The organism is Enterococcus sp. DIV1089c, from assembly GCF_050530965.1.
In the GTDB taxonomy this organism is placed as follows: domain Bacteria; phylum Bacillota; class Bacilli; order Lactobacillales; family Enterococcaceae; genus Enterococcus_B; species Enterococcus_B hirae.
This window is the reverse complement of record NZ_CP172888.1, coordinates 2,028,991-2,054,917: the sequence shown is the minus strand read 5'-3', so window position 1 is coordinate 2,054,917 and position 25,927 is coordinate 2,028,991. Positions and strand designations below refer to the sequence as shown.

At 37.6% G+C, this 25,927-nt stretch carries 29 protein-coding genes and 1 tRNA gene; 22 read left to right on the top strand and 8 right to left on the bottom strand.

What is annotated here, in order from left to right; genetic code table 11:
- Positions 1–203 precede the first annotated feature (203 nt).
- Entirely contained in the window at positions 204–2,954 is a 2,751-nt protein-coding gene (locus IGL30_RS09730; protein ID WP_430618200.1) for an endo-beta-N-acetylglucosaminidase, read from the top strand.
- 177 nt (positions 2,955–3,131) lie between these two features.
- Here IGL30_RS09730 and IGL30_RS09725 read toward each other — a convergent pair whose 3' ends face one another.
- Positions 3,132–4,319: an MFS transporter gene (locus tag IGL30_RS09725; RefSeq protein WP_010738045.1), complete on the bottom strand. Its 1,188-nt coding sequence runs from the start codon at positions 4,317–4,319 to the stop codon at positions 3,132–3,134.
- Between the two features lie 18 nt (positions 4,320–4,337).
- Positions 4,338–4,616 carry a hypothetical protein gene (locus IGL30_RS09720; RefSeq protein WP_010718697.1) on the bottom strand — a complete coding sequence of 93 codons (279 nt, stop codon included), beginning with the start codon at positions 4,614–4,616 and terminating at the stop codon, positions 4,338–4,340.
- 194 nt (positions 4,617–4,810) lie between these two features.
- Between IGL30_RS09720 and IGL30_RS09715 the strand changes: the two genes are divergently transcribed.
- Positions 4,811–5,467, top strand: a complete 657-nt coding sequence (locus IGL30_RS09715) for a Crp/Fnr family transcriptional regulator (protein WP_010738044.1) — start codon at positions 4,811–4,813, stop codon at positions 5,465–5,467.
- Between the two features lie 116 nt (positions 5,468–5,583).
- Here the strand turns inward: IGL30_RS09715 and IGL30_RS09710 are convergent, their stop codons facing one another.
- From IGL30_RS09710 to IGL30_RS09700, 3 genes are read right to left on the bottom strand one after another with little or no spacing between them, the layout of a single operon-like run.
- Positions 5,584–6,381 (bottom strand): TPM domain-containing protein, encoded by a 798-nt coding sequence (locus IGL30_RS09710; protein ID WP_010738043.1) that lies wholly within the window; start codon positions 6,379–6,381, stop codon positions 5,584–5,586.
- Complete coding sequence (locus IGL30_RS09705) at positions 6,378–7,589, bottom strand: ATP-binding protein (RefSeq protein WP_088745427.1); 1,212 nt, start codon at positions 7,587–7,589, stop codon at positions 6,378–6,380. Before IGL30_RS09705 ends, IGL30_RS09710 begins: the two co-directional genes overlap by 4 nt.
- 22 nt (positions 7,590–7,611) lie before the next feature.
- Positions 7,612–8,859, bottom strand: coding sequence for an SPFH domain-containing protein (locus IGL30_RS09700; RefSeq protein WP_088745426.1), 1,248 nt, complete (start codon positions 8,857–8,859; stop codon positions 7,612–7,614).
- A gap of 297 nt (positions 8,860–9,156) precedes the next feature.
- On the opposite strand from IGL30_RS09700, the gene dnaX reads away from it, so the two are divergent.
- The 10 genes from dnaX to IGL30_RS09650 all read left to right on the top strand — a co-directional run bounded on the left by dnaX (position 9,157) and on the right by IGL30_RS09650 (position 16,872).
- A complete protein-coding gene (gene dnaX, locus IGL30_RS09695; protein WP_034699015.1) occupies positions 9,157–10,905 on the top strand; it encodes a DNA polymerase III subunit gamma/tau in 1,749 nt (582 codons plus the stop codon).
- Between the two features lie 24 nt (positions 10,906–10,929).
- On the top strand, positions 10,930–11,241 hold the full coding sequence (locus IGL30_RS09690; protein WP_010718691.1) for a YbaB/EbfC family nucleoid-associated protein: 312 nt from the start codon (positions 10,930–10,932) through the stop codon (positions 11,239–11,241).
- A 23-nt stretch (positions 11,242–11,264) separates the two neighbouring features.
- The gene (recR, locus tag IGL30_RS09685; RefSeq protein WP_010718690.1) at positions 11,265–11,861 is read left to right on the top strand and encodes a recombination mediator RecR; all 597 of its coding nucleotides are present in this window, start codon (positions 11,265–11,267) and stop codon (positions 11,859–11,861) included.
- A gap of 63 nt (positions 11,862–11,924) precedes the next feature.
- On the top strand, positions 11,925–12,569 hold the full coding sequence (gene tmk / locus IGL30_RS09680) for a dTMP kinase (protein WP_010718689.1): 645 nt from the start codon (positions 11,925–11,927) through the stop codon (positions 12,567–12,569).
- A gap of 14 nt (positions 12,570–12,583) precedes the next feature.
- Complete coding sequence (locus tag IGL30_RS09675; RefSeq protein WP_010718688.1) at positions 12,584–12,913, top strand: cyclic-di-AMP receptor; 330 nt, start codon at positions 12,584–12,586, stop codon at positions 12,911–12,913.
- An 8-nt stretch (positions 12,914–12,921) separates the two neighbouring features.
- Positions 12,922–13,863 (top strand): DNA polymerase III subunit delta', encoded by a 942-nt coding sequence (gene holB / locus IGL30_RS09670; protein ID WP_010718687.1) that lies wholly within the window; start codon positions 12,922–12,924, stop codon positions 13,861–13,863.
- A 35-nt stretch (positions 13,864–13,898) separates the two neighbouring features.
- Positions 13,899–14,723: a PSP1 domain-containing protein gene (locus tag IGL30_RS09665; RefSeq protein WP_088745425.1), complete on the top strand. Its 825-nt coding sequence runs from the start codon at positions 13,899–13,901 to the stop codon at positions 14,721–14,723.
- The gene (locus IGL30_RS09660) at positions 14,716–15,060 is read left to right on the top strand and encodes a DNA replication initiation control protein YabA (RefSeq protein ID WP_010718685.1); all 345 of its coding nucleotides are present in this window, start codon (positions 14,716–14,718) and stop codon (positions 15,058–15,060) included. The genes IGL30_RS09665 and IGL30_RS09660 overlap by 8 nt, the downstream gene beginning before the upstream one ends.
- Before the next feature lie 540 nt (positions 15,061–15,600).
- Positions 15,601–16,467: a 16S rRNA (cytidine(1402)-2'-O)-methyltransferase gene (gene rsmI, locus IGL30_RS09655; protein WP_088745424.1), complete on the top strand. Its 867-nt coding sequence runs from the start codon at positions 15,601–15,603 to the stop codon at positions 16,465–16,467.
- A gap of 144 nt (positions 16,468–16,611) precedes the next feature.
- Positions 16,612–16,872 (top strand): hypothetical protein, encoded by a 261-nt coding sequence (locus IGL30_RS09650; RefSeq protein ID WP_002328071.1) that lies wholly within the window; start codon positions 16,612–16,614, stop codon positions 16,870–16,872.
- 301 nt (positions 16,873–17,173) lie between these two features.
- Here IGL30_RS09650 and IGL30_RS09645 read toward each other — a convergent pair whose 3' ends face one another.
- Positions 17,174–17,521, bottom strand: coding sequence for a thioredoxin family protein (locus tag IGL30_RS09645; RefSeq protein WP_002328072.1), 348 nt, complete (start codon positions 17,519–17,521; stop codon positions 17,174–17,176).
- A gap of 537 nt (positions 17,522–18,058) precedes the next feature.
- Here IGL30_RS09645 and IGL30_RS09640 point away from each other — a divergent pair.
- On the top strand, positions 18,059–19,009 hold the full coding sequence (locus IGL30_RS09640; RefSeq protein ID WP_123875153.1) for a permease: 951 nt from the start codon (positions 18,059–18,061) through the stop codon (positions 19,007–19,009).
- Positions 19,010–19,019: 10 nt separating this feature from the next.
- Positions 19,020–19,889, top strand: coding sequence for a TIGR03943 family putative permease subunit (locus tag IGL30_RS09635; RefSeq protein WP_123875154.1), 870 nt, complete (start codon positions 19,020–19,022; stop codon positions 19,887–19,889).
- 142 nt (positions 19,890–20,031) lie between these two features.
- Here the strand turns inward: IGL30_RS09635 and IGL30_RS09630 are convergent, their stop codons facing one another.
- The gene (locus IGL30_RS09630; protein ID WP_123875157.1) at positions 20,032–20,523 is read right to left on the bottom strand and encodes a threonine/serine exporter family protein; all 492 of its coding nucleotides are present in this window, start codon (positions 20,521–20,523) and stop codon (positions 20,032–20,034) included.
- Between the two features lie 15 nt (positions 20,524–20,538).
- Positions 20,539–21,291 (bottom strand): threonine/serine exporter family protein, encoded by a 753-nt coding sequence (locus IGL30_RS09625; RefSeq protein WP_010718680.1) that lies wholly within the window; start codon positions 21,289–21,291, stop codon positions 20,539–20,541.
- A 119-nt stretch (positions 21,292–21,410) separates the two neighbouring features.
- Between IGL30_RS09625 and IGL30_RS09620 the strand changes: the two genes are divergently transcribed.
- The 8 genes from IGL30_RS09620 to IGL30_RS09585 all read left to right on the top strand — a co-directional run bounded on the left by IGL30_RS09620 (position 21,411) and on the right by IGL30_RS09585 (position 25,926).
- Positions 21,411–21,481 (top strand) — tRNA-Gly (locus IGL30_RS09620).
- Between the two features lie 285 nt (positions 21,482–21,766).
- A complete protein-coding gene (locus tag IGL30_RS09615; RefSeq protein ID WP_123875155.1) occupies positions 21,767–22,483 on the top strand; it encodes a DNA/RNA non-specific endonuclease in 717 nt (238 codons plus the stop codon).
- Positions 22,484–22,751: 268 nt separating this feature from the next.
- Positions 22,752–23,018, top strand: coding sequence for an IreB family regulatory phosphoprotein (locus tag IGL30_RS09610; RefSeq protein ID WP_010718678.1), 267 nt, complete (start codon positions 22,752–22,754; stop codon positions 23,016–23,018).
- Positions 23,015–23,446, top strand: a complete 432-nt coding sequence (gene ruvX / locus IGL30_RS09605; RefSeq protein WP_010718677.1) for a Holliday junction resolvase RuvX — start codon at positions 23,015–23,017, stop codon at positions 23,444–23,446. The genes IGL30_RS09610 and ruvX overlap by 4 nt, the downstream gene beginning before the upstream one ends.
- A 23-nt stretch (positions 23,447–23,469) precedes the next feature.
- Positions 23,470–23,781: a DUF1292 domain-containing protein gene (locus IGL30_RS09600; RefSeq protein WP_010718676.1), complete on the top strand. Its 312-nt coding sequence runs from the start codon at positions 23,470–23,472 to the stop codon at positions 23,779–23,781.
- 394 nt (positions 23,782–24,175) lie between these two features.
- Positions 24,176–24,661 carry an RNA polymerase sigma factor gene (locus IGL30_RS09595; protein ID WP_249509822.1) on the top strand — a complete coding sequence of 162 codons (486 nt, stop codon included), beginning with the start codon at positions 24,176–24,178 and terminating at the stop codon, positions 24,659–24,661.
- Positions 24,661–25,587 (top strand): anti sigma factor C-terminal domain-containing protein, encoded by a 927-nt coding sequence (locus tag IGL30_RS09590; RefSeq protein ID WP_088745798.1) that lies wholly within the window; start codon positions 24,661–24,663, stop codon positions 25,585–25,587. Before IGL30_RS09595 ends, IGL30_RS09590 begins: the two co-directional genes overlap by 1 nt.
- 210 nt (positions 25,588–25,797) lie before the next feature.
- Positions 25,798–25,926, top strand: a complete 129-nt coding sequence (locus tag IGL30_RS09585) for a hypothetical protein (protein ID WP_260222116.1) — start codon at positions 25,798–25,800, stop codon at positions 25,924–25,926.
- The last annotated feature ends 1 nt before the right edge of the window (position 25,927 follow it).

The following is a 25,927-nucleotide window of genomic DNA, read 5'->3' as shown; positions in this document are numbered from 1 at the left end:
GAAAGACCAATAAAAGTGTATGTTCTCATAAAATTCATTCATTGATAACACCTATAATTTGTATCAAGAAAGCTATAGTTTGTTCATGTACACCCTTTTTGGTAAGCGCTATCATAAATTGTGGGAGATAATAATTGAGAAAGGAGTAACGAGTGAACAGTTGCAGCAAGCGATTAGATAAGATCAAATCATAGGAGGAAGTAATGAAGAAGTTAGAAGGTACTTTAGCTGGATTGTTGGTAACGGTGATGATGGGAATTGCACTGAAAGAACCGGTCGTTTATGCACAAGTAGATGCCACAAATCCCGAGGTAAGGGTTTCGATGGATAATCAACCGGAGTCCTCTTACTGGTTCCCTGATGAATTGCTTAAATGGACGTTTGATCAGGATGCAGATGCGAAATACAATGTTAGTGTTGAGCCTTTAGCCACACGAGTGGAGAAATCGCACTTATTAAAATCGAATACTACCCAAAACGAAAAGATGAAGGTTGTCGCACTTTCGATCATGAATAATAGCACTAGTGAAAATGCACCAAGAGGGAGCAATCAGTTTGATGCAAATGTTTTTTCGAATTGGCAATATATTGATCAATTGGTTTATTGGGGAGGCTCAGCTGGCGAAGGTATCATTGTTCCGCCAAGCCCAGATGTTACCGATGCGGCGCATAAAAATGGTGTGCCTGTTTTAGGCACGATCTTTTTTCCACAAGGGGCCCATGGCGGAAAAATCGAATGGTTGAATACCTTTTTAGAAAAAGATGCTCAAGGTCATTTTCCAATCGTGGACAAGATGATCGAAGTCGCACAAAGATATGGGTTTGATGGATGGTTCATCAATCAAGAGACAGAAACCAATCTAACGAAAAAACACGCTGATTTAATGAAAGAACTGATTGTGGAATTTAAACAAAAATCAGCTGGTACGTTAGAGGTTATGTGGTACGATTCCATGACGAATGACGGGAAAATGGATTGGCAGAATGCGTTAACTGATCAAAACCAAGATTATTTAGTGGATGCTAATTTGAATCCAGTAGCAGATAGCATGTTTTTGAATTTTTGGTGGAATACCTCTAGCTTAGCAGGCCAAGATCTATTGCGTAAATCAAAAGAAAAAGCAGAAAGTTTAGCCATTGATCCCTATGATTTATTTGCGGGAATCGATGTCCAAGAAAAAGGGTACGATACACGGGTCAGATGGGATTTGTTTACGGATAAGAAGGGAATACCCTATACTTCACTAGGGCTTTACGTCCCAAGTTGGACCTATTCTTCTTCCAATGACCCAATGGACTACCAACAAAAAGAAGAAAAATTCTGGATCAATGAACAAGGGGATCCTACTAAAAGTACACTACCAACCGGCACAAGTTGGCCTGGAATCTCTACTTTTTCGGTTGAACAAACCGCTATTACGCAATGGCCTTTTATCACCAATTTCAATGTCGGAAATGGTTACAGCTATTTTAGCAATGGGCAACAAGTTTCAACAAATGAATGGAATAATCGAAGTCTCCAAGATATCATGCCGACTTACCGCTATATTATCGAAGAAGGAGCTGGCAATAAATTAGCTGGTAGTGTAGACTATACTACTGCTTTTAATGGTGGGAGTTCCTTGGCTTTTAAAGGAAAACTTGCGGAAAAAGTAACAAGTAAGATCAAACTGTATCAAACAAAAGTCAAAGTCGAGAAAAACATGTCATTTACGACGACAGCCAAAGCATCTGATCGAACCACGTTGAAACTAGTGTTAGGTTTTGCTGATGGTACATTTGAAACGTTTAATGGCAATAAAAAAATAGGGAATGACTGGACAACGGTTTCTTATCCTTTGAATAAAGCAACTGGAAAAGAAGTAACGTCGATTGCCTATGAGGTAACCTCAGCAAAAGCAAATGAGAATTATGAGTTATTCTTAGGTCAAATTTCTGCAACACCTAAAAAAGTGCTGAGTCCAACAGCAGTCAATGATGTTACGTTCGATGATTTGTCATTTGACGAAGAAGCAATGTTTGCCGGGATCAGACTATCTTGGACTAGTCCACAAGCAGATCGCATCAAACACTATGAAATTTACCGAGTTCTAGACGATGGAACACGTGTCTTTATCGGAGCCACACCTGCTGATAATTATTTTATCAATGGCTTAGAACGTCAAAATGCAACAGCTACAGCTATCGAAGTTGTGCCAGTTGATATCTATGGCAACAAGGGTGAACCTTCCAGACCAAACAGTTTTGACTGGCCACCTGTTCAGTTACCACGTGCTTCCTTTACTGTCTCAAAAACTTTGGTAGCGCCAGGAGAACCGATCACTTTCACGAACACCTCTTCACGAAATACCCAAAGCTTAAAGTGGACATTCAAAGGTGCTGATGTAGAGTCAAGTACAGAGCAACAGCCTCGTGTCACTTATTCAAAAGAAGGAAGCTACGATGTAGAATTGACAGCGATCAATGAAGCAGGAGAAACGACAACTGAAATGAAAGGGATCGTTACGGTTACCAAGAATGCCCAAGCTGGTCTGAGTTTATTATCTAAAGGTGCCAAAGCAGAAGCCTCTTCATATGTGAATGAATCAGAGGCACCAAAGTTTGCTGTCGATGGTGATCTTGGAACAAAATGGTGTGCTGTAGGGAGTGCGCCACATACCATCACGGTTGATTTAGGAACAGCTAAATTGATCAGTGAAGTGCGCATGGCCCACGCTTCTGCAGGAGGAGAAAGTGTAGGGATGAATACCAAAGCTTATACTATAGAAGTGAGTGCAGACGGAGAAAATTTCCAAGAAGTTTCGCGAACAACTAATAATACGCAAGGTTCAACGCTAAATACCTTTGCAGCAACGACTGCCCGATTTGTGAGAGTCATCATCGATCAACCAACTCAAGGCGCAGATACAGCTGTCCGTCTTTATGAACTAGAAGTTTATGGGTTAGCAGAATAAAAGTTGAGTGATTGTTTCTAAACAAAAAGGAGTTTTGACAGAAGTATCTAATCATGAAAATAAGCCGAAGAATCCAAAAATAGTTTCTTCTATCTTTGGATTCTTCGGCCAATGTTTTGCTAGAGGTGAATACTTCAACACCTTTTATTCGTTTCTTGAATCAGTTTCAGATCATCACTAATTCCATTCAAGTTTTGCTGAGTGGCTCTTTTTTTTATTATAAACGATATAGAGAACTGTACAGATCAAAGGAATGATACCAGAAACAATGTATAATCCTCTAAATGACGTATAAGATTTCAATATTCCCATCAAGTAGGGACCAACACCTAGACCTAGATCTAATCCGATGAAGTAAGTTGAAAGAGCGATACTGATACGGTGTTCTTTGACGATTTTCAAACAAACTGCTTGTCCGTTTGACATGAAAGTCCCGTAACCTAAACCAACGAGTGCGCCTGAAATAAGTAAGGTGATGCTGTTCGTTGTCGCACTTAGTAGAAACAAGCCAGCAGTCAAGAACAAATAGCTAGGATACATGACATACTGTTCGCCTTTAGCATCAAAAATACGTCCCGTCAATGGGCGAGTGAAGGTGATAACTAACGCATAGACCACAAAGAAAAAGGAGCCTGCAGCGACTAAATGAATGACTTTCGTATAAGAAGACAAGAAGGACAAAACACTTGAATAAGAAAGACCCATTAAAAAGGCGATTCCTGTAATGAACAATGCTTTTTTCTCAATGAATCCATGGATACTCCAAGATTGTAGTGATTTTCTTTGAGTATCAGATAAATCAATGTTTTTGACTGGGAACATCAGACAGGCAATCGTTACAAGAAAAACTAAAACGATAGAAAACCAAATAATAAAATGAAAATCAGTCAGATTAAGCAAGATCATTCCTAAAAAGGGTCCGATAGCAGCGGCTAAACTAGTACTTAAACCATAATAATTAATCCCTTCTCCTTTTTTTGATTCAGGAATATAGGCAGTGACGATCGCATTGGTTGCTGTCGAAACGGTCCCGTAGCCAAACCCATTTAAAAAACGTACCAGATATAATACGCCGATCGTTGGGGTGAAAAGATAGGCTAAAGTAGAGAGTAAATAAAAAATCGCTCCACCACGCAAAGTAAACTTGCGCCCAAATAATTCAAGTTGTTTACCCATAAATAAACGAGCCAATAGTGTACCTATGATGTAGATACCAGAAGCAAAACCTGCTTGGCTCATACTAGCATGTAAATCATCTTGAGCAATAACGGCAATAATGACCATCAGTAAATAATAAATTAAATAGACAATGAAATTAATAAGAGTGATTCCGATAAAATGTTTATTGAATAATTTTTTTTCCATTTGCTTTGTGTTTACCCCTTAATCTGAATAAGCTTTTAATTTTTGGATTTGTACTTCAACATCGTGGTAATTTGATGGATAGCGATCGACCAATTGACGAATGAACAAGTCTCGAGTCGTCATAAATAATTCTAAAAATTCTTCTAATTCATTCGATGGTTTTTCATCGACTGCTTTGATCAATTCAATCGAATTTTGGTAAGCATCATTTAAGAAAACCAAAGAAGCTTTCATGTCAAATCTTGTTTGATAAGCTGTTTCAAGTCGATTAATAATTGTTTTCATCCAGTAGTTCATATTTTTTTCCTCAATTCTTTCATTTTTTTTTACATTCGCAGTATAACGAAACGAAAAGAAGAAAAAAATCACAGACATAATTTAAAATGGTACTTAACAAATGTTAATATCATTAGTAAAATACCTTTGGGCTTTAAAATACTTAGAAATCTTGTATTATTTTTTTAGATAAATGTTTGGATGGGGGAGCATGATTGGACAGCAGAGTGCTAAAGGAATATTTAGAGAAAAATCAATTTCCAATTGTACGAAAAAGATATCATAAGTATCTAACTTTTGAAGGAGTGGAGGATTGTTACACGTATATTTTAAAAGAAGGCACGGTCAAAGCAAGTGTCATCTCGAATGATGGTCGTGAGTTCAACTTGAGGTATATTAAAGATCTAGAGATTGTTTCACTTTTAAAAGATGAATATTCGCAGTTTATTGATTCGCCGTACAATATTCGGATTGAATCTGAATATGCAGAATTTTATCGAATCAATCGAGTGAAATTTTGGGAACATATCAACGAAGATCCAAAGATGCAACACTATGTAAAAGAGTATTATCGGTATCGTTTGCTGTATTCCATGAAAAAAATGCAACAAATGCTTTTAAATGGGAAATTAGGTGCCGTATGTACGCAACTTTACGAGTTATATGATTTATTTGGGGTTCGGACCGAAGAAGGCATGATGATCGATTTTGTGATCACTAATGAAGAAATCGCCAAGTTTTGCGGAATCTCTACCGCTAGTAGTGTGAGTAGGATCTTAAAACAACTGAAGGAAAATGGGATAATCACCGTTAAAGATCATCGGATCATTATCACCAATATGGATTTATTGGAAGACAATATTATCTTTTAAACAGGATCAGTGGAAAACATAAGATGCTTCCTTCATGTAGTTGTATCAGCTTTAGCTGACGACAATGCATGAAGGAAGCATCTTAATTTATGGATGATTGTTCCTATTGTGGTGCTTTAAAAGCTTCGACCACCACCACCGAAAGTCCCACCACCGCTGGAATGAGTCGTACTTCCGCCACCGCCGCTGCCAGGAGGTGGGCTTTTTGGAATCCTGCGTGTAGTGACAAAGGAGTTGGTTAAGCGATCTGTTTTATCCGTTAATTTTACGTTTGATTTTTCTCTAAATGGGTATTTATAAGTTCCTGATTTCAACTGATACCTCGAAACTGTTACAAAGTAGAATACGAGGCTCAATGCCAGGGCTAAGATGATAGAAATCACTATTTCAGTCGTCGTCAACACTTTATACCGCGTGATCTTACCAGTCTCTTCATCAATTTGATAATGTCCTCCAGGAACTCCAGCTTCTACATATTCTGAAGTTTTAGTCAAATAGGCTTGAGCTGCTGCAAAATAAGCCGAATTCGTCATTTGGTCGTAGACATCATCTAACGTGTCATTGATCCGAGCATCATCAAGATAATCGATCATATTACCAGAAGTTGAAATGTAAATCTCACGTTGTCCCATATCTAACAACAGAACAGCCCCATTTTGATCATTACCGATCGCATTTCTTAAGTAATCATCTGCAAACGTTCGAGGTTCTTCTGAGTTGGAAGTCGTCGTTACGATAAAGATTTGTCCTTTGATCTTCTCATTGATAGGCTGGATTTGTTGCTCTAAAGATTGGATCTGCTCTTGCGTGAACAAACCAGCTTCATCGTTCACTGCAGGTGTAGCAGCGTCAACGGAAGAACTCCAAAAGAAACCGAATAGGACTAGAAAGAAAAGTAAAATTCTTTTTTTCATATCAAGTATCCTCCAATCATAAAGAGGATCGCCAATACAGCAAAGATTCCAAAAGCCGTCAAGCCCAGTTTTTTATGACTGATGGGTAAAACACCGCTGACTTTACCTGTTTGACCATTCATGGCGTAATAATAGACTTTCTTATTGGCATCACTACTGCGATAAGTGACTAACCATACCGGTAAAAGAACATATTCATTATTCTCACTAGTGATATCTGTCGAAGTCCGAACATTGGTCAATGTGGTATAACCATTTGCGGTGTCACGTAACAATTTCTCGGAGTAATCTTGCAGTTCATCTTGCACTTGTGATTTGATTGCTTCATATTCGATATCTCGTTTTTCTGCTTGAAACCCTGCCAGATACTGACTTTTGAAGTCAATTGCCTTGTTCAAAGGAAACGGTTGGACTGCTTCCACCATTTTTTGTTGGGTATTCTTGGACAATGCATTTTTTACTAGTTCTTTAAAGGAAAGTGAGCCTTCTCGATGAACAGCAAACTGTTTGGTTTCTGTATACTCGATGTCACCCACTCGCCAAATACGAATCACTGTTCCGGTCGCTTGCATAGAGCCGTCAACGGTTGCATCCGTTGTCCAATAAGGAAAATAAACGCCAGTTAGTTTGTCGATTTGGTCTTTATTGAAAAATTCTTTGGGTACAAACCATTTTTTCTTTGTCCAAGCTAAGAATTTTTCGACCGCCTCTTCTTTTTCGACTGCAAATGGTAAGACTTTATTTGGCAGTAATTTTCCACTTAACCGTCCGGATAAAACAACTGGATTGTGACAATAGTAGCAGTAAGTAGCAGCCGTTGTTGCATCGGTCACGATCTCTGCTCCACAGCTTGGACAAAGAAATAGTTCCATCGTTGCTCCTGTTTCTTCTTCCACTGATTCAGCTGGTGTTGCTTGATCGCTAGGATCAGAAAAACCACCAGCTTCTTCAAACGCTTTTCGTTCTGCTTCATCCATCTGCTCCAACTGTTCATCTGCAGTAAAAGTAAAATCTTTTTCAGAATCTTGTTGGGAAGGCGGTTGATCTTCTGAGTGAATCCCTCGGGCTGCTTTTTGTTCTTGTTCGTACTGACTGACTTCTTCCTCAGTGTAAACATTTAAACAATAGTCACAGTGGAATTTTTGATCTTTTGGATCAAATGTGAGAGGACCCCCACAGTTTGGGCATTTATGTGTAAGAACGTCCATTCTATCCACACCTTTCTAAAACTTAGTCGAGTGGGATTCCTTTGAATGGTTTTCCACAATTTGGACAAAACTTAGGGATACCATTTGAAAGATCGACCACTTCGTTACATTCACTACATTTCATTTGTAACTTTGGTTGGACATTTGCAACTGGCTTGGCTGCCCCACAGTTAGAACAGAATTTTCCCGTATTTTCAGTTCCGCAGACTGGACATGTCCAAGTATCATTGCTCCCTTGAGCAGTTTGTTGGTTTTGTTTTTCAGCTTGTTGTTTGATTTGTTCCTGGTTATTTTGTGCTGCTTGTGAAAGGTAAGAACCATTAGCATTCATTCCCATTCCCATGCCCATAAAGCCAGTCATCGCGCCGGCATCATTTTTACCAGCTGCTTCCATCCCACGAGCAATCGAACCTTGAACATAGCCTTCACGAACACTTGGATCTCCCAACATCGCACCTTCATTACGCATATTGATCAATTTCACTGAATCATCTGTGTAAGAAATACTTGCTACTGCGACAGAAACGATTTCCATACCACGTAATTCATTCCAAGATTCATCTAAAACATTGCCCATGTATTTACTTAATTCTAAGCTTTTTGATGGAACATAAGAAATGCGCTGACCATCAGCAGACATTTGGTTGATCGCAGCTTGAAGAGCTGTTAAAAATTCTGCCAGATACTGCTCATTAATATCTGAGATTTCTACTTGCGTTTTGTTTTTAGGAATAGCGTTGGTATAAAACAAAATTGGATCAGTAATATGGATCGAATAAGTACCATGAGCTCGTAAGAACAATTCAGCATTGTAAAAATTGTCAAAATAGTTTAGCGGCGCACTGGTACCAAACTTGATTCCTTTGATTTCTTGAAGATTGATATAAAAGACTTGTTGCTTTTGAGGTGTCACGCCACCTAATTTAAAACGTTCAAAAGTTTCTGCGATCGCACCTTTCAATGAACCATTGAACATGGAAGGAGCAGAGTCATTTTTGATCGTATAGTAGCCTTCTTCGGCAGTATAATCAATGATTTTACCACCATCTACAAGGAGCATCATCATATTCGGATAGACATGGACAACGGTTCCGTCAGTTAGAACATCCTCTGTTCCTTTACGATTGGAGCCACGTTTATCATCTTTACGTACTTTCACACCTTTTGTCATAACTGTTGTATCGCTCATATCCGCTGGTTCGATTACTTCGATCCATTGATCTGCTAATCCACCGCCGATCATGCTTGTTGCTGCTTTGATAAGACCCATAAAAAATTCCTCCCTTTATGAATGTTGATTGTTAAATGAATGACTCTATTATACCATAGGAGCAATGAAAAACTCTCAGGCGGAAGATGGATATTAGCTGTTTAGCTGATTTTCTTTCAGTTGCAAAAAACAAGGAAGATCGAGAAAGCTGTTTGTGAGTGTTTATTTGAAAGAATCGGGGAATACACAAGTAACTACAAACGACAAATCATGATTCTTCTCATAACTATAGTAGTTTTTTTTAGTAAAATCACGTATAATAAAAGATAGTGAATTTTTCAAAAAAGGGGGATCTTCATGGCATATCAAGCACTCTATCGTGTCTGGCGTTCACAGCGTTTCGAAGACATTGTCGGGCAAAAAGCGGTGACACAGACGTTGAAAAATGCTATCGTTTCCCATAAAACTTCTCATGCTTATCTATTTACAGGACCACGAGGAACTGGTAAAACGAGTGCAGCTAAAATTTTTGCAAAAGCTATCAACTGTCCGAATAGTCAAGATGGAGAACCTTGTAATCATTGTGAAATGTGTCAGTCGATTACAGCGGGAACACAAGAAGACGTGATTGAAATCGACGCAGCAAGTAATAACGGAGTCGAAGAAATACGTTTTATTCGAGATCGAGCGAACTACGCACCGACAAAAGCAACTTATAAAATCTATATCATAGATGAAGTGCATATGCTTTCTACCGGAGCGTTCAATGCATTGTTGAAAACTTTAGAAGAACCTAAAGAAAATGTTATTTTTATTTTAGCAACAACCGAGCCACATAAGATACCAGCAACGATCATTTCCAGAACACAACGCTTTGATTTCAAACGAATCAATGCAGCAGATATCGTTGAGCATTTGGCATACATTTTAAAGCAATCAGACGTACAATATGAAGAACCAGCACTAGGGGTTATTGCTCGAGCAGCAGAAGGCGGGATGCGTGATGCGCTAAGTATCATGGACCAAGCGATTTCTTTTAGTAATGGGATCGTAACTGTGGATGATGCGATGCAAGTTACCGGTAGTCTAACCAACGAGATGATGGATGAATTTTTAGGCGCTTGTGTGAATAATGAAGTGCCCAAAGCGTTAGAATCATTAACAGATATCTTAGCTGCTGGTAAGGAAGCACGGCGCTTTTTAGAAGATCTTTTACAGTATTGTCGTGACTTACTGATGTACCAACAAGCACCAAATCTCGTAGCAGAACGAACAACTTCACTTCGAGAACCATTTGTCGAACTAGCAAAAGAAGTACCTGCACCTCGACTTTTTCAGATGATCCATATTTTGAGTGAAACACAAAATGAGATTCGTTTTACTAATAGTGCTACGATCTATCTGGAAGTAGCAACCGTCAAGCTAGCTCAAGCTTCTGGTTCAGCTGCTCCTTCAAGTAGTAACCAAGCAAGTGAAGTAGACAGTCAGTTAATTAATCAGCTACAAGCAGAGATCAAAGAGCTGAAAAAAGCGATCAACGAGATCAAAACGAATGGGGGAACCCCTTCAACTACTGCCAAGCAAACACAAGCTCCTGTTCAAAAGAAACAAGCAAGTACGTATCGGATACCAACTGAACGAGTGTATCAGGTTCTAAGAGAAGCGACCAGAAAGCATTTGAATGAAGTCAAAGAAGTCTGGGACGATTTGTTGATGAGTTTGTCTGTGACACAACGAGCGATGCTTAAAGCAAGTGAACCAGTTGCGGCTAGTCCTACTGGGTTAGTCATTGCGTTTGATTACGAGATCGTTTGTCAACGAGCTGCTAACGACGAAGAATTACAGTTGGCGATCCATAATAATTTAAGTCGAATGATCAAAGACTATGCACCAGATTCAGTCTATATCACGAGAGAAAGCTGGCCAACGATCCGCAAAGACTATTTAGTCCAAGCAAAAGACGGGAGTAATGATGATTCTTTTGCTCCGGAAGATTCAGATGAAGAGATCGAACTGATCCCTCAACAAGCACCAAGTGAAGAAACGATCGTCACGAAAGCCGAAGAAATCTTTGGCACAGATGTTGTGACAATCATTGATGATTAAATAAAAAAAGGAGAATGATCAATTATGATGCGCGGAATGGGAAACATGCAAGGGATGATGAAACAAGTCCAAAAAATGCAAAAAGAGATGGTTCAAGCACAAGAACAATTGAACGAAACAGAATTTACTGGTGTAGCAACCAATGAGTTAGTGAAAGTTATTTTTACAGGTGATCGTCGGATGAAAGACATCCAAATCAGTGAAGGTGTCGTGGATCCTGAAGATACAGAAATGTTGCAAGACCTGTTGATGATGGCTGTCAATGATGCTTTGACAAAAATCGATGCAGAATCTGAAAAAACAATGGGAAAATACACTAAGGGGTTACCCTTCTAATTTTTCCTAAAGGGGTAATGAAAATGCAATATCCAGAACCAATTGCTAAATTGATCGATAGTTACATGAGACTGCCAGGGATCGGTCAGAAAACAGCCACAAGATTAGCTTTCTACACGATCGATATGAAAGATGAAATCGTGAATGAATTTGCTAAATCGTTGTTAAGTGTCAAGCGAGATCTTCATTTTTGTAGTGTTTGTGGCAACATCACAGAAGAAGACCCATGTGAGATTTGTAAAGATCCTTCAAGAGACCGGGGGGTTATCTTAGTTGTCGAAGAACCAAAAGACGTGATGGCGTTAGAAAAAATGCGGGAATATCGTGGGCTTTATCATGTTCTACATGGGGTTCTTTCTCCAATGGAAGGGACTGGACCTGAAGATATCAACATTTCTTCGTTACTTGAACGCCTACATGATGATCAAGTGAAAGAAGTGATCATTGCAACAAATGCAACCACTGAAGGAGAAGCTACTGCCATGTATCTTTCACGATTGATCAAACCGGCTGGTATCAAAGTCACTCGATTGGCCCACGGCTTATCCGTTGGTTCGGATATCGAATATGCTGATGAAGTGACCCTGTTAAAAGCGGTAGAAGGCAGACGCGAGTTATAAATTTTCTATAAAAAAGAATTTCGGCTACAATAAAGAAGTAACGCAAGAGATGGGGGCAAAAATGTGAACGGACTATTTATTACGATCGAGGGACCAGATGGAGCTGGGAAAACCAGTATTCTAAATGAGTTATTCCCTCTTTTGAAAAAAGTAGCAAAAACAAAGATCATTCAAACAAGAGAACCAGGTGGGATCCCGATTGCCGAAGAGATTCGGGCAGTTATCCTTGATCCTAAAAATGATCGGATGGATGAACGGACAGAAGCTTTGCTATATGCTGCGGCTAGAAGACAGCATTTGGTCGAGAAAGTCCTACCTGCTTTATCAGAAGGAAGCATTGTTTTATGTGATCGATTTGTAGACAGCTCATTGGCTTATCAAGGGGCGGGACGTAGAATTGGTGTTTCTGAGATTGCCCGCTTGAATGAATTTGCTACAGAAGGTACGACACCTGACTTTACCCTTTATCTCGATATTGATTCAGATACTGGATTGCATCGCATTAAAGAGAACCGAAGAGGTCAAATCGATCGATTAGATTCAGAAGGATTGGAATTTCATCAACGAGTACGTCATGCGTATTTAAAAATAGCTGAAGAGAATCCTGAACGTATTTATAAAATTGATGCAAGAAAGAGCTTTGAAGAGGTACTTCAAACAAGTTACAGAGCCATTGTTGAACAATACCCACAATTTTTTGAAAACTAGGAAGGTGACTGTATATGAAAATTATTTTAGCAATTATTCAAGACAAAGACAGTAATCGTTTATCCAATGAATTGATTGATGCCAATATCCGTGCAACAAAATTATCTTCAACTGGTGGCTTTTTGAAAGCTGGCAACAGTACATTTATTGTTGGGATTGAAGACGAACGTGTAGAAGAAGCATTAGAAATCATCAAAAAAACTTGTGAATCAAGAAAACAATTTGTTTCAACACCTGTCACGTTGGATATCTCTATGGACGGTGGAGTTCCTTATCCAGTAGAAGTTGAAGTCGGTGGAGCAACCGTCTTTGTGTTACCAGTTGAAGGATTTCATCAATTTTAGGAGGCGCCATGGATCAAGAATTTACGCTGGATCAAATGCAACCTATCGTGTATCAACAGCTTCAACGAAGTTTTGAGCATGGGCGCCTCGCTCATGCTTATCTTTTTGAAGGCGAAAAAGGAACGGGAAAACACGAAATGGGGATTTGGTTAGCACAACACCTGTTTTGTACGAATCTGCAGGAACAACTTCCTTGTGGAGTATGCAATAATTGTCAACGAATCCAAAACCAAGAACATCCAGACGTTTTAACGATCGTACCAGAAGGGCAAACGATCAAAGTCGATCAAATTAGACGTTTGCAAACCGAATTTAGTCGTAGTGGTTATGAATCTCGGAAGAAAGTTTTCCTTATTCAAGAAGCAGAAAAGATGAATGCAAGTGCAGCAAATAGTTTGCTTAAGTTTTTAGAAGAACCACCAGGCGATTTTCTAGCGATCTTAGAAACAGATTCGATTGGGCGAATCCTACCAACGATTCAATCACGCTGCCAAATCTTGCATTTTCAGGAGCTGGCTAAAGATGCGTTGATTTATAAATTACAACAAGCACAGATTCCTTTAGAAAAAGCGAAACTTTTGACTTTCTTGACGAACAGTTTCACAAAAGCAGTTGAAATATCGCAAAATGAATGGTTTAATGATGCTAAGGATTCGATTCAACAGTGGTTTGTGTATTTGCAAAAAAATGATACACAAGCATTCATTTATGTTCAAAAAAAGTTAATAAAGACTTTTAAAGAAAAATCGCAACAATTTACTGGTTTATCGATCTTAATGTTTTATTATCAAGAAGCTTTACAACAAGCTTTAATAGCAGAAAATCTTAGAAAAGTAACACGTATTAATCAGACGATTGAGCGTATTTTATTAGCGGAACAGAAATTAAGAAGCAATGTCAGCTTCCAAGCAGTAGCGGAACAGTTTGTTTTACAAACAATTACTGGCTGAGACAGCAGGAAAAATGAGGGTCAAGGGGGATGGAAATGGTCGAAGTAGTAGGTGTCCGTTATAAAGAAGCAGGTACTATCTATTATTTTAAACCTGGTCAATTAACGTATGAATACAACGAGAAAGTAATCGTTGAAACTCAAAAAAACTTACATATTGCAACTGTCGCCATTCCTAAAGCAGAACTTGATCCGGAAGAATTGCCTGAGCAAATCAGTTCAATTTTGCATAAAGCGACACAAGCAGAACTCGAAAAAGAACAAAAAAATAAAGAAGATGCAGAACAAGCTAGGCTGATTGCGAAAGAAAAAGTCAAAAAACATGGGTTAGAAATGAAGATCATTCATGTAGAATATACGTTAGATCGTAGTAAACTCATCTTTTCATTCACAGCAGATGGACGAATTGATTTTCGGGAATTAGTCAAAGACTTAGCTGCCGTGTTTCGTACTAGGATTGAACTTCAACAAATCGGAGTACGAGATGAAGCAAAATTGCTAGGTGGAATTGGCCCATGTGGACGGCCTTTATGCTGTGCTTCTTTTTTAGGAGATTTTGTCCCAGTTTCAATCAAAATGGCAAAAAATCAAAATTTGTCCTTAAACCCGACTAAGATATCTGGGTTGTGTGGACGTTTGATGTGTTGCTTGCAATATGAAAATGAAGAATATGAATTAGCAAAAAAAGCACTTCCAGATTTTGGAACAGTGGTTAACACTCCTGATGGTAAAGGGAAAGTTGTCGGCTTGAACTTACTTAATCGACTAGTAAATGTTCGATTAACAGGTCGGGAAAATCCAATCGAATATGAATGGGATGAATTGAAAAACTTCATCCAGGTAGGTGAGATAAATGGATAAGAGATCATTATATGATGGCTTGAACCAATTAGAATCAGAGCTAAGAAATACATTAACTGAATTGGTGGAAATGAAGCAAGCATTACATGAGATCGTTGAAAAAAATACAACGTTGGAAATGGAAAATCAACGTTTAAGAGAGCATTTACGGGAATTAAATCAAGTACAAACACCAGCAGATAATGTGAAACAAGAACTTTCAAAATCTCGTATGAACTTAGAAAAGATTTATGAAGAAGGCTTTCATGTTTGTTATGATCTCTATGGCTCAAGACGTGAGAATGACGAACCTTGTGCCTTTTGTTTAGAAGTCATCTATCGAGAAAGCGGACGGTAAACAAAGAGATTTAAAACAAGCCTGATATTGCTTATTTTTAGCGATCAATAAACGGCACTCACAGTATCACTTCTACGGAATTAAGTCCGAAAATAAAAAATAAGAAATGCTATTTTTCAATGTTTCGCCCTTAATTCTTAAAGGAGGCCGTGTTGTTCACGACCTCTTATATGGCGTTCAAACATCAGCTCCTTGAAATAAGCCTGAATTTTTCAAAACATGAGAAGCTGTTTCAAAAAATTCTTTCTTATTGTCATCGGAGCTACCCGATGTTTTCACGACCTTTACACGGCGTTCAAAGAGCTGACCTTTGATACTAGTTCAAAAAACTGCAAAATATGAGAAGCTATTTTTCAGTTTTCTTCACTATTTCTCTGGTCAAACCGCTCTTTTCACGACCTTATCCACGGCGTTCAAACATCAGCTCCTTGAAATAAGCCTGAATTTTTCAAAACATGAGAAGCTGTTTCAAAAAATTCTTTCTTATTGTCATCGGAGCTACCCGATGTTTTCACGACCTCTTACACAGGAGAATAAATCATGCTTAATCAAAAAAGTTTTAAAGGACATCATGAAACTGGCTCGCTTTATTTAGTACCGACTCCGATTGGCAATTTAGAAGATATGACTTATCGTAGTGTACGGATGTTACAAGAAGTAGACTTGATTGCCAGTGAGGATACACGAAATACCCAAAAATTACTGAATCATTTTGAGATTCAGACACCGCAAAAAAGTTTACATGAACACAACTATAAGGAACGAATTCCGCAATTGATCGCTGAGTTGATGTCTGGTCGCTCGATTGCACAGGTAAGTGATGCTGGGATGCCTTCTATTAGCGATCCAGGACATGAGCTGGTACTTGCTTGCATCCAAGCGGGGATTCCAGTAGTCGCTATTCCAGGACCAACTGCTGGGATGACTGCGTTGATTGCTTCAGGCTTGTTACCTCAGCCATTTTTATTTTATGGTTTTTTAGGAAGAAAGAAAAAAGAACAACAAACAACGTTAGAAACATTGAAAGAATACACAGCTACATTGATTTTTTACGAATCTCCTTATCGGATCAGTGCAACTTTAACGAATATGTTGACTGTTTTTGGTAACCGTCAAGTTGTTTTGTGTCGAGAATTAACAAAAATCCATGAAGAATATTTACGTGGAAGTATTGAAGAGTTATTAGACTACATTGAAGAACACCCTGTAAAGGGAGAATGCTGTTTATTGGTTGAAGGAAATACTGGAAGTGAAGAGCCACAAACACAAATTGAAGGATCATTGAAAGAACAAGTCGAACAGTTGATTGCTCTTGGGGAAAAAACAAATGCAGCTATTAAAGCTGTTGCTGTAAAAAATGGACTCAAAAAGCAAGAAGTATATCGACAATTTCACGACTTGGACTAGTTGTATCGAAAAAGATATTTTTTGAAGGAAAGTTATGTCCGAATTGCATAGGAAAGAACGTTTCTTTCTTGGTAATGACCATTTGATTTCAATGAAAATTTAACTGATTTGAGACTTTTTCTAACGATTATCGAGGTGATCAATGTGAAAACATATGTAGGTTTACTTGATAAGATCAGAGTGATAAAGACGCAACCATTGCTAGTTCGGTTTACATTGGAAACCATTCATCAGCCACTTAATTGTATTGTTGCAAATGTCGAGATTGCGGATAAGTTGATGATGATGGAAGAAAGAAAATATAACATTGCTGTTACAGGACACTTGAATCGACGTAATCAGCTAGTTGTTGAGAGTTTGCAAGTGAGAAATCCAGATCAATATACACGAAATCTCAAAATCTAGAGCGAGTGCGAGAAGTACTATGAAATTAGTGCGGTGCAATGTTACCCGCAGATTTCAAATAATAAAACACCATGGAGATTGAATGAAGTTCAACCTCTATGGTGTTTTTACGTAATGTCAACTACATAGCTAAATAAACCATAGTGAAAAAAATACTAGAACGAATTTCCAAAATTTCGCCCATAGTAAGATGAAGGTAACTTAAGCAAACCTAAGTAAACCTAAGAAGTATTTTATCCTATCTAAAGGTTAGCGCGCATTAATTGTCTTCATATAGCTATAGTATAGGTTAAGACAACGATTACTGAAACAATTCTTCATAGCTGATCGTTTCATCAGAGTTATTTAACTGATCCAGCAGCGTTTCTAGTTTCGCAAAATTGATAAAGCGTGCTTGTCGTTCGACTTCTTTATTTTTATGGTAGATCAAAATAACAGGAGCAGTCAATATTTGAAAGGCACTAGCTACTTCAGGTGTTTCCACAGCATCTAAATGAAAACTAGGAAAATCATACTGATCCAATAATTTCTTCAAACGAGGAAGAACAGCATGACACACGCTGCAATTTGGCATAGATAAGTAAAGAACTACCGTTTCATCTTGTGCTAATGACTGATGTACTTCTGATAGATTCGTGGTTTTTTTCATATAAAAAACGTCCTTCCTAATCAAAACAGCGAGAATGGGACAAAACTTGTCTCAGTCTCTTCTAGTCTCTCTAAAAACGGATAAACGGTGTTCAAAGAGCTGACCTTCGGCGATAAGTCAAAAAATCTCAAAACATGGGGAGCTGTTTCGAGATTTTCATCCTTAACGCTCAGGTCAAAACACTCTTTTCACGACCTCTTGTTCACGGTGAGACAAAAGTAGCATCTTCGGAAATAAGCCGAAATTTACCAAAAATTTGAGAAGCACCAAGTAGGTAACAATTAACATCAAAAACTAGTTTTTGTGTTTCTTGTCAATTTTCGGAAATTCCTTCTTATTTCTTGATGCTAAACACTTTTGTCTCAACCTAATTTCGTGAACCAATTTAATCACAATAAGAAAAAAAGTCAACTAACTTGTCTTATTTTTATCAAATAAAAGATAAGAGTTAGGTAAGAAATAGAAGTAACCTTGTTTTTTTTTAGCGAAAAGCGTATATTATTCTGGCAAATGATGTTTATAGTAAGGAGCGAAAAAATGTTTTCTTTTATACCAAATTCGGTATTGCAGATGAGTACGATTTTTCTATCAATCGTTATTGAAGCTTTACCATTTGTTCTATTAGGCTGTCTCATCTCTGGGGCACTACAAGTCTTTTTAACACCTGAGCGAGTCAAACGCTGGTTACCAGATAATCGCTTTTTATCCATTTTGACTGGTTCTGTTTTAGGATTTTTCTTTCCATCCTGTGAATGTGGGATCGTACCGATCGTTCATCAGTTTGTCAAAAAAGGAGTTCCTGTGCATACCGCTTTTGCATTTATGTTAACAGCACCTATTATCAATCCAATCGTCATTTTTTCTACTTTTATTGCATTTGGGAACTCTTGGGAAATGGCCGGTTGGCGAATGGTTGGAAGCTTTGTGGTAGCGTTGATCATTGGTATCTGGCTCGCTTATTTTCAAAAAGAAAGTGTATTGAAAACGAAGATCCAACAAACAATCGATCATAACCATCATCACAACCATCATCATGACCACACCCATGGTACCAATAAACACGAGGAGGTCAAAATTGGGAGAATCAAGCAACTTAGTCATCAAACAGGTCATGTCCTCACACATTCAATCGATGAATTTTTTGATACGGGTCGTTATCTGATTGTCGGTGGTCTGATTGCCGCTAGTATGCAAACTTACTTGCCAACTCGTGTCATGTTGACACTGGGCTCAACCAAACTACTAGCAATTATTATCATGCTTCTTCTAGCTTTTACGATGTCCCTATGCTCGGAAGCAGATGCGTTCATCGGGTCATCCTTACTCAGCCTTTTTGGTACAGCTCCTGTGGTGGCATTCTTAGTATTTGGACCAATGGTGGATATCAAAAACCTTTTGATGATGAAACGCTATTTTAATGGTCGCTTTATTTTGATGCTCATTGGTTTGATAGCCGTTAGTGTGATTGGTTTTACATTATTTATCTAGGAGGAGCAGTATGATACGATTTTTGATATTATCTGGTTATTTTGAGCTAATGATGTATTTACAAGTATCTGGGAAATTAGATCAGTACATCAATGTTCATTATCGTTATTTGGCTATTTTATCGATGATTTTATCTGCTTTACTTGCATTGGTCCAATTGTATATTTGGGTCAAGAGTGATTCAGTAAAAGGGAAAAAACAGGGAGATGAAGAAGTACACCATCACCACGATCATGATCATGATCACGATCACGGGTTAACCAAACCCTCACAACGAGTGATCGCTTATGTTCTGTTGGCTTTACCTGTTATTGTCGGTACTTTATTTCCAACAGTCAGTTTAGATACGACGATTGTGGAAGCAAAAGGATTCAATTTTCCAATAAGTAAGGAGTCGGTTGGAGACCCTGAAATGCAGACACAATATTTAAAGCCTGATACGAGCATTTATTTTAACAAGTCTGACTATTTGGATCAGATGAAAAAATTAAAAGAAAAATATGATGACAAACAGCTTATTAAGATCACTGATGAGAATTACTTGGAAGTCATGGAATTGATATATAATTACCCAAGTGAATTTATTGGGAAAAAAATCTCTTATGAAGGCTTTGTGTATAAAACGCCAGATGGGGAAAAAGAAGATAATTTCTTATTCCGTTTTGGAATCATCCATTGCGTTGCTGACTCAGGTGTATTCGGTCTATTAACACATATGCCGGAAGGAACGAATGTCAAAAACGATGAGTGGTATAAAGTCGAAGGCACCATCCAATCTGACTACTATGAACCCTTCAAACGGGACATTCCAGTTGTAGAGGTCAATACTCTAACCAAAATCGAGGCGCCCAAAAATCAATATGTGTATCGGTCATTTTAAAGCAAAGACTAAAATTATTAGTGACAAAAATAACTGATGTGACAATAAAAAACCAAAGTACTTGAAAATAGCTTGTAGCTTGCCTATTTTCTAGATACTTTGGCTTTTTATTCATGGCACGATTATTTTCGCCGTTACTTTTTCATTTATGAATGTTTTTAGATGTTCTTTTTTTTCGTTTCAAAAAAATGGCTTCTCGTTTTAATTTGAAGTTTCGGATATTGTGGTTGAAGACCTCTGATAAAACGAGTCCTAAAGCAATAGCACCAGCAATCATGATCGCTTGAACTGTATAACTTGCAGCTGCCTGATACGAGCCAGTTACTAGATTTCTCACTGCTTGATAAGCCAGACCTCCAGGAACTAGTGGTACCATGCCAGGGATATTAAAGATGGTTACAGGCATTTTTAATCGTTTAGAAAAAAGATCACTGATAAATGCAACACCTAAAGAACCCAGTAACGAACCAAAAGCCGGCGTACCACCTAAGTCCACACATACCCAATAGATCATCCAGCCAAAGGCACCAGAGAGCCCGCAACAAATCAAGGCACGTCTAGGAACGTTGGTGATGATCGCAAAAGCTGCTGTGGCTAAAAAGCTAAAAGAAAATTGAATAAATAGATTCCACATCATCATGTTCCTTTCTCAATAAAAAAGTTGGAAGATAAAGGCAATGGCAAATCCGATCATTGTGGCAGTCATCATGGCTTCTGTACCACGAGAAACTCCAGAAACATAGTGTCCAGCTAGTAAATCCCGAATAGCATTTGTAATCTGTACTCCAGGAACAAGGGGCATGACACAACCGATGATGATCAAATCCTGATTGGCACCTAATCCGACACGAACGCTGAGAATAGCTGTAAGACCAATTAACAAGGAAGATAAGAACTCTGACAAAAATTTGATCCGAAAAAATTTTAAACTATATAAGTAAATCGCATAGCCGATACCGCCGATCATCAAAGTGATTGGTAGATCACTCATTTCTCCACCAAATAATACCATGATCGTTCCGCTAATCACCGCAGCACTTAAAATTTGAAGCCATACTGGGAAAAATGACCGATCTTTTTCAATGGCTTGTAAGGCAATGTAGAGATCATTCAAAGTTAACTCACCAGCAACATATTTTCTAGAAAGATTATTGACATTGACAACTTTTTCCAGATTAATGGAGCGATTGGTGATTTGTTCCATTCTAATGGTTGACGTACGGTCAAGACCAATAAACAAACCCGTTTGAGTAACATAGCTGACCAGGCGATAATTGCCAGAAGCAAGAGCGATTCGGCTCATTGTGTCTTCTACTCGGTACATCTCAGCATTGCTTTCCATCATGATTTTGCCAGCTAATAAACAAGTATCAAGTAATAAATCCAACTCTTTTTCTGTCATAATATTTTCTCCAATAGTTCATTTGTTGCTTTTATTTTACTACAAATGACTAAATAAAAGAGAAATAAATAAATACTTGAGTATGAAATGAAAGAGGCGTATACTGATTTTTGTAAGATGCGGGTGTAGTTTAGTGGTAAAATCCCAGCTTCCCAAGCTGATGTCGCGGGTTCGATTCCCGTCACCCGCTTAAACGAACGATAGGAATGAAGAGAAACAGTATTGATCACATGTTGTTTGATCAATACTGTTTTTTGTTTTTGAGTCACAAGGTATTTTTTGCTTGATTAAGTGAAAACATACTGTTTTAAGATCAATGATTTTTTATGACGTATTCTTTTTAAGAAAAGATCAATTTTTACTTAGTATAGAGAATTAAAGGTAGAAATAAATGGAATAAAATAAGTTTAAATATTTTAAAAAAGGGGAACGTATGTTAAAGTTTAGAATAGTTGTTTAGAAAAGGAGTAAAGAAATGCAGAAAAAATCAACAAAAGCCATTATGGGTGTGGTTGTTGCTGTTTTAGCAGGGGCACTAGGACTATCAACACAAAAAAATTCAGATATTGTCCAACAAATTACTGGGTTATTTGACTCAACCCCACAAGCGTCAAAAGTAGCAGACGTACCAGAATATGATGGGAAGCATCAAGAAATTGAGATCAATCAGAATCGTCCGGATTTCACTGAAGAAGATTTGAGCTTAGCTAAAGGAACATGGCAAAGCTATTCAAATATTGATCGATTGAACCGTGTAGGTGCGGCCAACGCGTTATTGGGAAAAGACCTTTTTCCCACAGAAAAACGCGAGCCGTTGTATATTGATCCAACTGGTTGGAAACAAAAAAAATTAAGCGATGGCCAATGGCTTTATAATCGTAGCCATTTGATTGGTTATCAATTGACTGGACAAAACAACAACATCAAAAATTTGATGACAGGTACTCGTTCATTAAATGCGCCGTATATGCTAGTCCATGAAAATGATATTGCCGCTTATATCAAAGAAACCAATCATCACGTTCGTTATCGTGTCACTCCACATTTTAAGGGGAATGAATTAGTTGCCAGAGGAGTGCAATTAGAAGCAGAAAGTATTGAAGATAAAAAAATAAAATTTAATGTGTTTATTTATAACGTTCAAGAGGGTTATGAAATCAACTATGATACCGGACAGGCGAGAAAAAAATAGCTAATGACATTCGATAGTATACGAAAAAAGTATGAACTTTTTGAAGAATTATCGAAAAAGCTTATATTTATTTAAATATAGCGTATACTTTGGTTAAGATACGATCAAGTAACTGAACATTTGATCACAAATATGTTAAAGTAATGAGAAGTCTGTTTATTAATTTAACCGGAAGTTTTTTAAGATTTATTTGTAGTTTTAAGGTAATTCGAGTAAAATAAAAGTGTAGAAGGTAAATGAATACCTTGCGGGAAAGAGGTGTAGAATCATGGGTTTTACAGATGAAACCGTACGTTTTGGTTTTGACGATAGTCGTAAAAAAGAAGTAAGTGAGACATTAGCGATCGTTTATCGGGCTTTAGAAGAAAAAGGCTACAATCCAATTAATCAGATTGTTGGCTACTTGCTTTCTGGAGACCCGGCCTACATTCCTCGTTATCGTGATGCAAGAAACTTGATACGCCGTCACGAACGCGATGAAATCATGGAAGTAATTGTTAAAGATTATCTAACAAACCATGGGGTAAGTATATGAGAGTAATGGGCTTAGATGTGGGCTCAAAAACAGTTGGTATTGCTGTTAGCGATCCATTTGGTTGGACCGCTCAAGGAGTAGAGATCATTCGTATTGATGAAGAGGCGGAAGAGTTTGGCTTTGACCGTTTGAAAGAACTAGTCGATCAATACGAAGTAGACCGATTTGTCGTAGGCTTACCTAAAAATATGAATAATACAATTGGACCAAGAGCAGAAAGCTCAATGGCTTATGGAGAAAAAATTAAAGAATTATTCTCGTTACCAGTTGAATATCAAGATGAACGACTAACCACAGTTCAAGCTGAACGAATGTTAGTTGAGCAAGCCAATACATCAAGAGCTAAAAGAAAAAAAGTGATTGATAAATTAGCTGCTGTCATGATTTTACAAAATTATTTAGACGGTTCAGGAAAAAAATTATTTTAATTTCAATGAAAAGAGGGAGACTTATGACAGAACATAACCACACACATGACCACGATCACGAAGGGCACGAGCATATCACCTTAGTAGATGATCAAGGAAACGAAACGTTATATGAAATTTTATTAACAGTTGATGGACAAGAAGAATTTGGCCGTAACTACGTATTGCTTTATCCAGCTGGTGTACCAGAAGATGAAGATGTTGAGTTGCAAGCCTATGCTTATGTCGAAAATGAAGATGGCACAGAAGGCGAACTAGAACAAATCGAAACTGATGCAGAATGGGACATGATCGAAGAAGTATTCAACACGTTCATGGCTGAAGAAGAAGAATAGTCTTAAAATGACGGCTGAACCCTTGATGGATAAGGGTTCAGTTTTTTTGTGTTTTGCTTTGACCAAGGTTATTAAAAATCGGCTCTTTGTCAAGAAGGACTGATGAGTGGAGTAAAATCAAATCTGAGTCTGAACAATCAACTCGGTTTCATCAGCCTCATAAATAATAGAGTCAAAATAATTAAGTGTATTTTGTTTTAAGGAATGATCAAGAATAAAGTATGCAGAAAATATCTGATTTCTAGATAGGAATATAAAACCCTTCGTAGGGTACGATATAATAATAAGAGGTTCTTTGTGATGAAGTATGTGACTTGTCATTGTTTCTAAGAATGAAATGACAGATAAAGTGAATATTCTTGTCCACTTTTTCAGATGTTCAAGCGTTGTATAGATGAAAGGAGAAAATGAAATGAAACAGGAGGGAACATTTGAAGAAGTATTACTTTTATTAGGGCAAGAAGTAATCAGAGTGCTAATAGAAAAGGGGAGTACGTTGGAAGACGCAGAAGATGCTGTTTCTAAAACCTATGATACTATATTTTCTTCTCTTATCTATATGACACAGGATAATTTACGTCCTTGGTTTTTTAGAGTTTCTTTCAATAACTATATTGATCTATTCAGGAAAAAGAAGCGTGAAAAAGAGCTTATTTTTCGCTATGTTGACTCGCAGTCGAATGGAACTAATGAATCAGAAAATTTATGGATGATTATCGACTTGCTAAAAAGGCAAGAACAAGAATTACTGATTTTTAAGTATTATTATCGACTATCGTATGAGGACATCGCGAGTATGTTAAATCAAAAAGTAGAAACCGTGAAAAAGCAATTATACAGAGCACGAAAAAAATTAAAGGCAAACTGGGAGGATGAGTGATGGATTTGAATAGGAGTATCAAAAAAGCCAAAAGAAAGCAGATAATAATGGTCAGTTGTGTTTCAATCATAATTTTTCTTACGATGTCGGGTATCTTGGCTTTTATATTAGATATAGTCGCTACGAAAAATTATCATGAGCTAGATCAGTCGTTATTTGCTTACCAAACAATTGCGTCACCAAATACACAAATTGACTCACAAGTGATTGCTAACAGCTCAATTTTGGGCGGGGAGGTCGTAACTAACCAATCGAAAAACATTGATGGCTACATTGTACCCTGGAGTAGTTTACATAGTAAGTACAATGTTTTTGGCAACGAAGTGGACAATAATGAACGGATGACATCTTGGTATCATTCCCTTAAAAATTCATATGAATATAATCGTCAAACCAAACAAAAAGTCGCCACATTCTACAATCCGACGATTGAAAACTATTATGGTGGGGTGAAAAATGAATTAGCGGATTTAAAAAACACGGATGATTTACTTGCAGAAGTAGCTATTTCCTTTGATCGGCCCTATCGCTATAGTGAAGTGAAAAAAATGTTTCCGGAAAATGTCAATGTTGTCTGGTTGTATTTGTTTTCTGAAGAGAGAGACGAAAGCAAAGGACGTTCCGGTATACCAACGTATGGTTTTCAGTTAAGTTTTGATGAAAAGAATCAGCTGATTGATGCAGAAGCAGATAAAGATTATTTTTTCAGCTCATTTGAATCACACGTTTCTTCTGTGAATAATAAAGCAATGGTTAATTTTCTAAAGGAAAACGAAAATAAGAAAGTAGATGACCTAGAAGTCTTAGGAGTAATGATTACAGGACAAGCAAAGAATTTAGCAGAACTAAAAGACAAACCCTTTGTTAGAGGCAGTTCTGTTGGTGTAACAGTACCGATTGTTCCATACATTGAACCAGAAAAATAGTAAGCTATCCTAAACAAGGAAATTGATTTAGTTCGTTTTAAAATAAGAGCTAAGAAAATCCCCAATTATTTTAAATAGAAATTCAAGGAGACCAGTTATGAAAACTAGAGTGCTTATAAAAACCTGTGAATTTCAGCTCTTAATATTAAGTCTATTTTTAGCTGTAAAACATTACATTTTGCTGTTTCCAAAAAAATTAAAAATTCTTTTATGTCTCATCAAAAAGGACTATTACTTCCCTTATGGATGGAAAACACTATCGATTTAGTAGTAACAGTGATCGTGTTACGGTTGCGTCAAGAATTATGTGTAAATGGAAAAGCCCATTCTGTTGATTAAG

Coding starts and splice junctions, on each gene's coding strand:
- IGL30_RS09730 (WP_430618200.1), top strand. CDS start 204: ATGAAGAAGTTAGAAGGTACTTTAGCTGGATTGTTGGTAACGGTGATG.
- IGL30_RS09725 (WP_010738045.1), bottom strand. CDS start 4,319: ATGGAAAAAAAATTATTCAATAAACATTTTATCGGAATCACTCTTATT.
- IGL30_RS09720 (WP_010718697.1), bottom strand. CDS start 4,616: ATGAACTACTGGATGAAAACAATTATTAATCGACTTGAAACAGCTTAT.
- IGL30_RS09710 (WP_010738043.1), bottom strand. CDS start 6,381: ATGAAAAAAAGAATTTTACTTTTCTTTCTAGTCCTATTCGGTTTCTTT.
- IGL30_RS09705 (WP_088745427.1), bottom strand. CDS start 7,589: ATGGACGTTCTTACACATAAATGCCCAAACTGTGGGGGTCCTCTCACA.
- IGL30_RS09700 (WP_088745426.1), bottom strand. CDS start 8,859: ATGGGTCTTATCAAAGCAGCAACAAGCATGATCGGCGGTGGATTAGCA.
- dnaX (WP_034699015.1), top strand. CDS start 9,157: ATGGCATATCAAGCACTCTATCGTGTCTGGCGTTCACAGCGTTTCGAA.
- IGL30_RS09690 (WP_010718691.1), top strand. CDS start 10,930: ATGATGCGCGGAATGGGAAACATGCAAGGGATGATGAAACAAGTCCAA.
- recR (WP_010718690.1), top strand. CDS start 11,265: ATGCAATATCCAGAACCAATTGCTAAATTGATCGATAGTTACATGAGA.
- IGL30_RS09675 (WP_010718688.1), top strand. CDS start 12,584: ATGAAAATTATTTTAGCAATTATTCAAGACAAAGACAGTAATCGTTTA.
- holB (WP_010718687.1), top strand. CDS start 12,922: ATGGATCAAGAATTTACGCTGGATCAAATGCAACCTATCGTGTATCAA.
- IGL30_RS09665 (WP_088745425.1), top strand. CDS start 13,899: ATGGTCGAAGTAGTAGGTGTCCGTTATAAAGAAGCAGGTACTATCTAT.
- IGL30_RS09660 (WP_010718685.1), top strand. CDS start 14,716: ATGGATAAGAGATCATTATATGATGGCTTGAACCAATTAGAATCAGAG.
- rsmI (WP_088745424.1), top strand. CDS start 15,601: ATGCTTAATCAAAAAAGTTTTAAAGGACATCATGAAACTGGCTCGCTT.
- IGL30_RS09645 (WP_002328072.1), bottom strand. CDS start 17,521: ATGAAAAAAACCACGAATCTATCAGAAGTACATCAGTCATTAGCACAA.
- IGL30_RS09640 (WP_123875153.1), top strand. CDS start 18,059: ATGTTTTCTTTTATACCAAATTCGGTATTGCAGATGAGTACGATTTTT.
- IGL30_RS09635 (WP_123875154.1), top strand. CDS start 19,020: ATGATACGATTTTTGATATTATCTGGTTATTTTGAGCTAATGATGTAT.
- IGL30_RS09630 (WP_123875157.1), bottom strand. CDS start 20,523: ATGTGGAATCTATTTATTCAATTTTCTTTTAGCTTTTTAGCCACAGCA.
- IGL30_RS09625 (WP_010718680.1), bottom strand. CDS start 21,291: ATGACAGAAAAAGAGTTGGATTTATTACTTGATACTTGTTTATTAGCT.
- IGL30_RS09615 (WP_123875155.1), top strand. CDS start 21,767: ATGCAGAAAAAATCAACAAAAGCCATTATGGGTGTGGTTGTTGCTGTT.
- IGL30_RS09610 (WP_010718678.1), top strand. CDS start 22,752: ATGGGTTTTACAGATGAAACCGTACGTTTTGGTTTTGACGATAGTCGT.
- ruvX (WP_010718677.1), top strand. CDS start 23,015: ATGAGAGTAATGGGCTTAGATGTGGGCTCAAAAACAGTTGGTATTGCT.
- IGL30_RS09600 (WP_010718676.1), top strand. CDS start 23,470: ATGACAGAACATAACCACACACATGACCACGATCACGAAGGGCACGAG.
- IGL30_RS09595 (WP_249509822.1), top strand. CDS start 24,176: ATGAAAGGAGAAAATGAAATGAAACAGGAGGGAACATTTGAAGAAGTA.
- IGL30_RS09590 (WP_088745798.1), top strand. CDS start 24,661: ATGGATTTGAATAGGAGTATCAAAAAAGCCAAAAGAAAGCAGATAATA.
- IGL30_RS09585 (WP_260222116.1), top strand. CDS start 25,798: ATGTCTCATCAAAAAGGACTATTACTTCCCTTATGGATGGAAAACACT.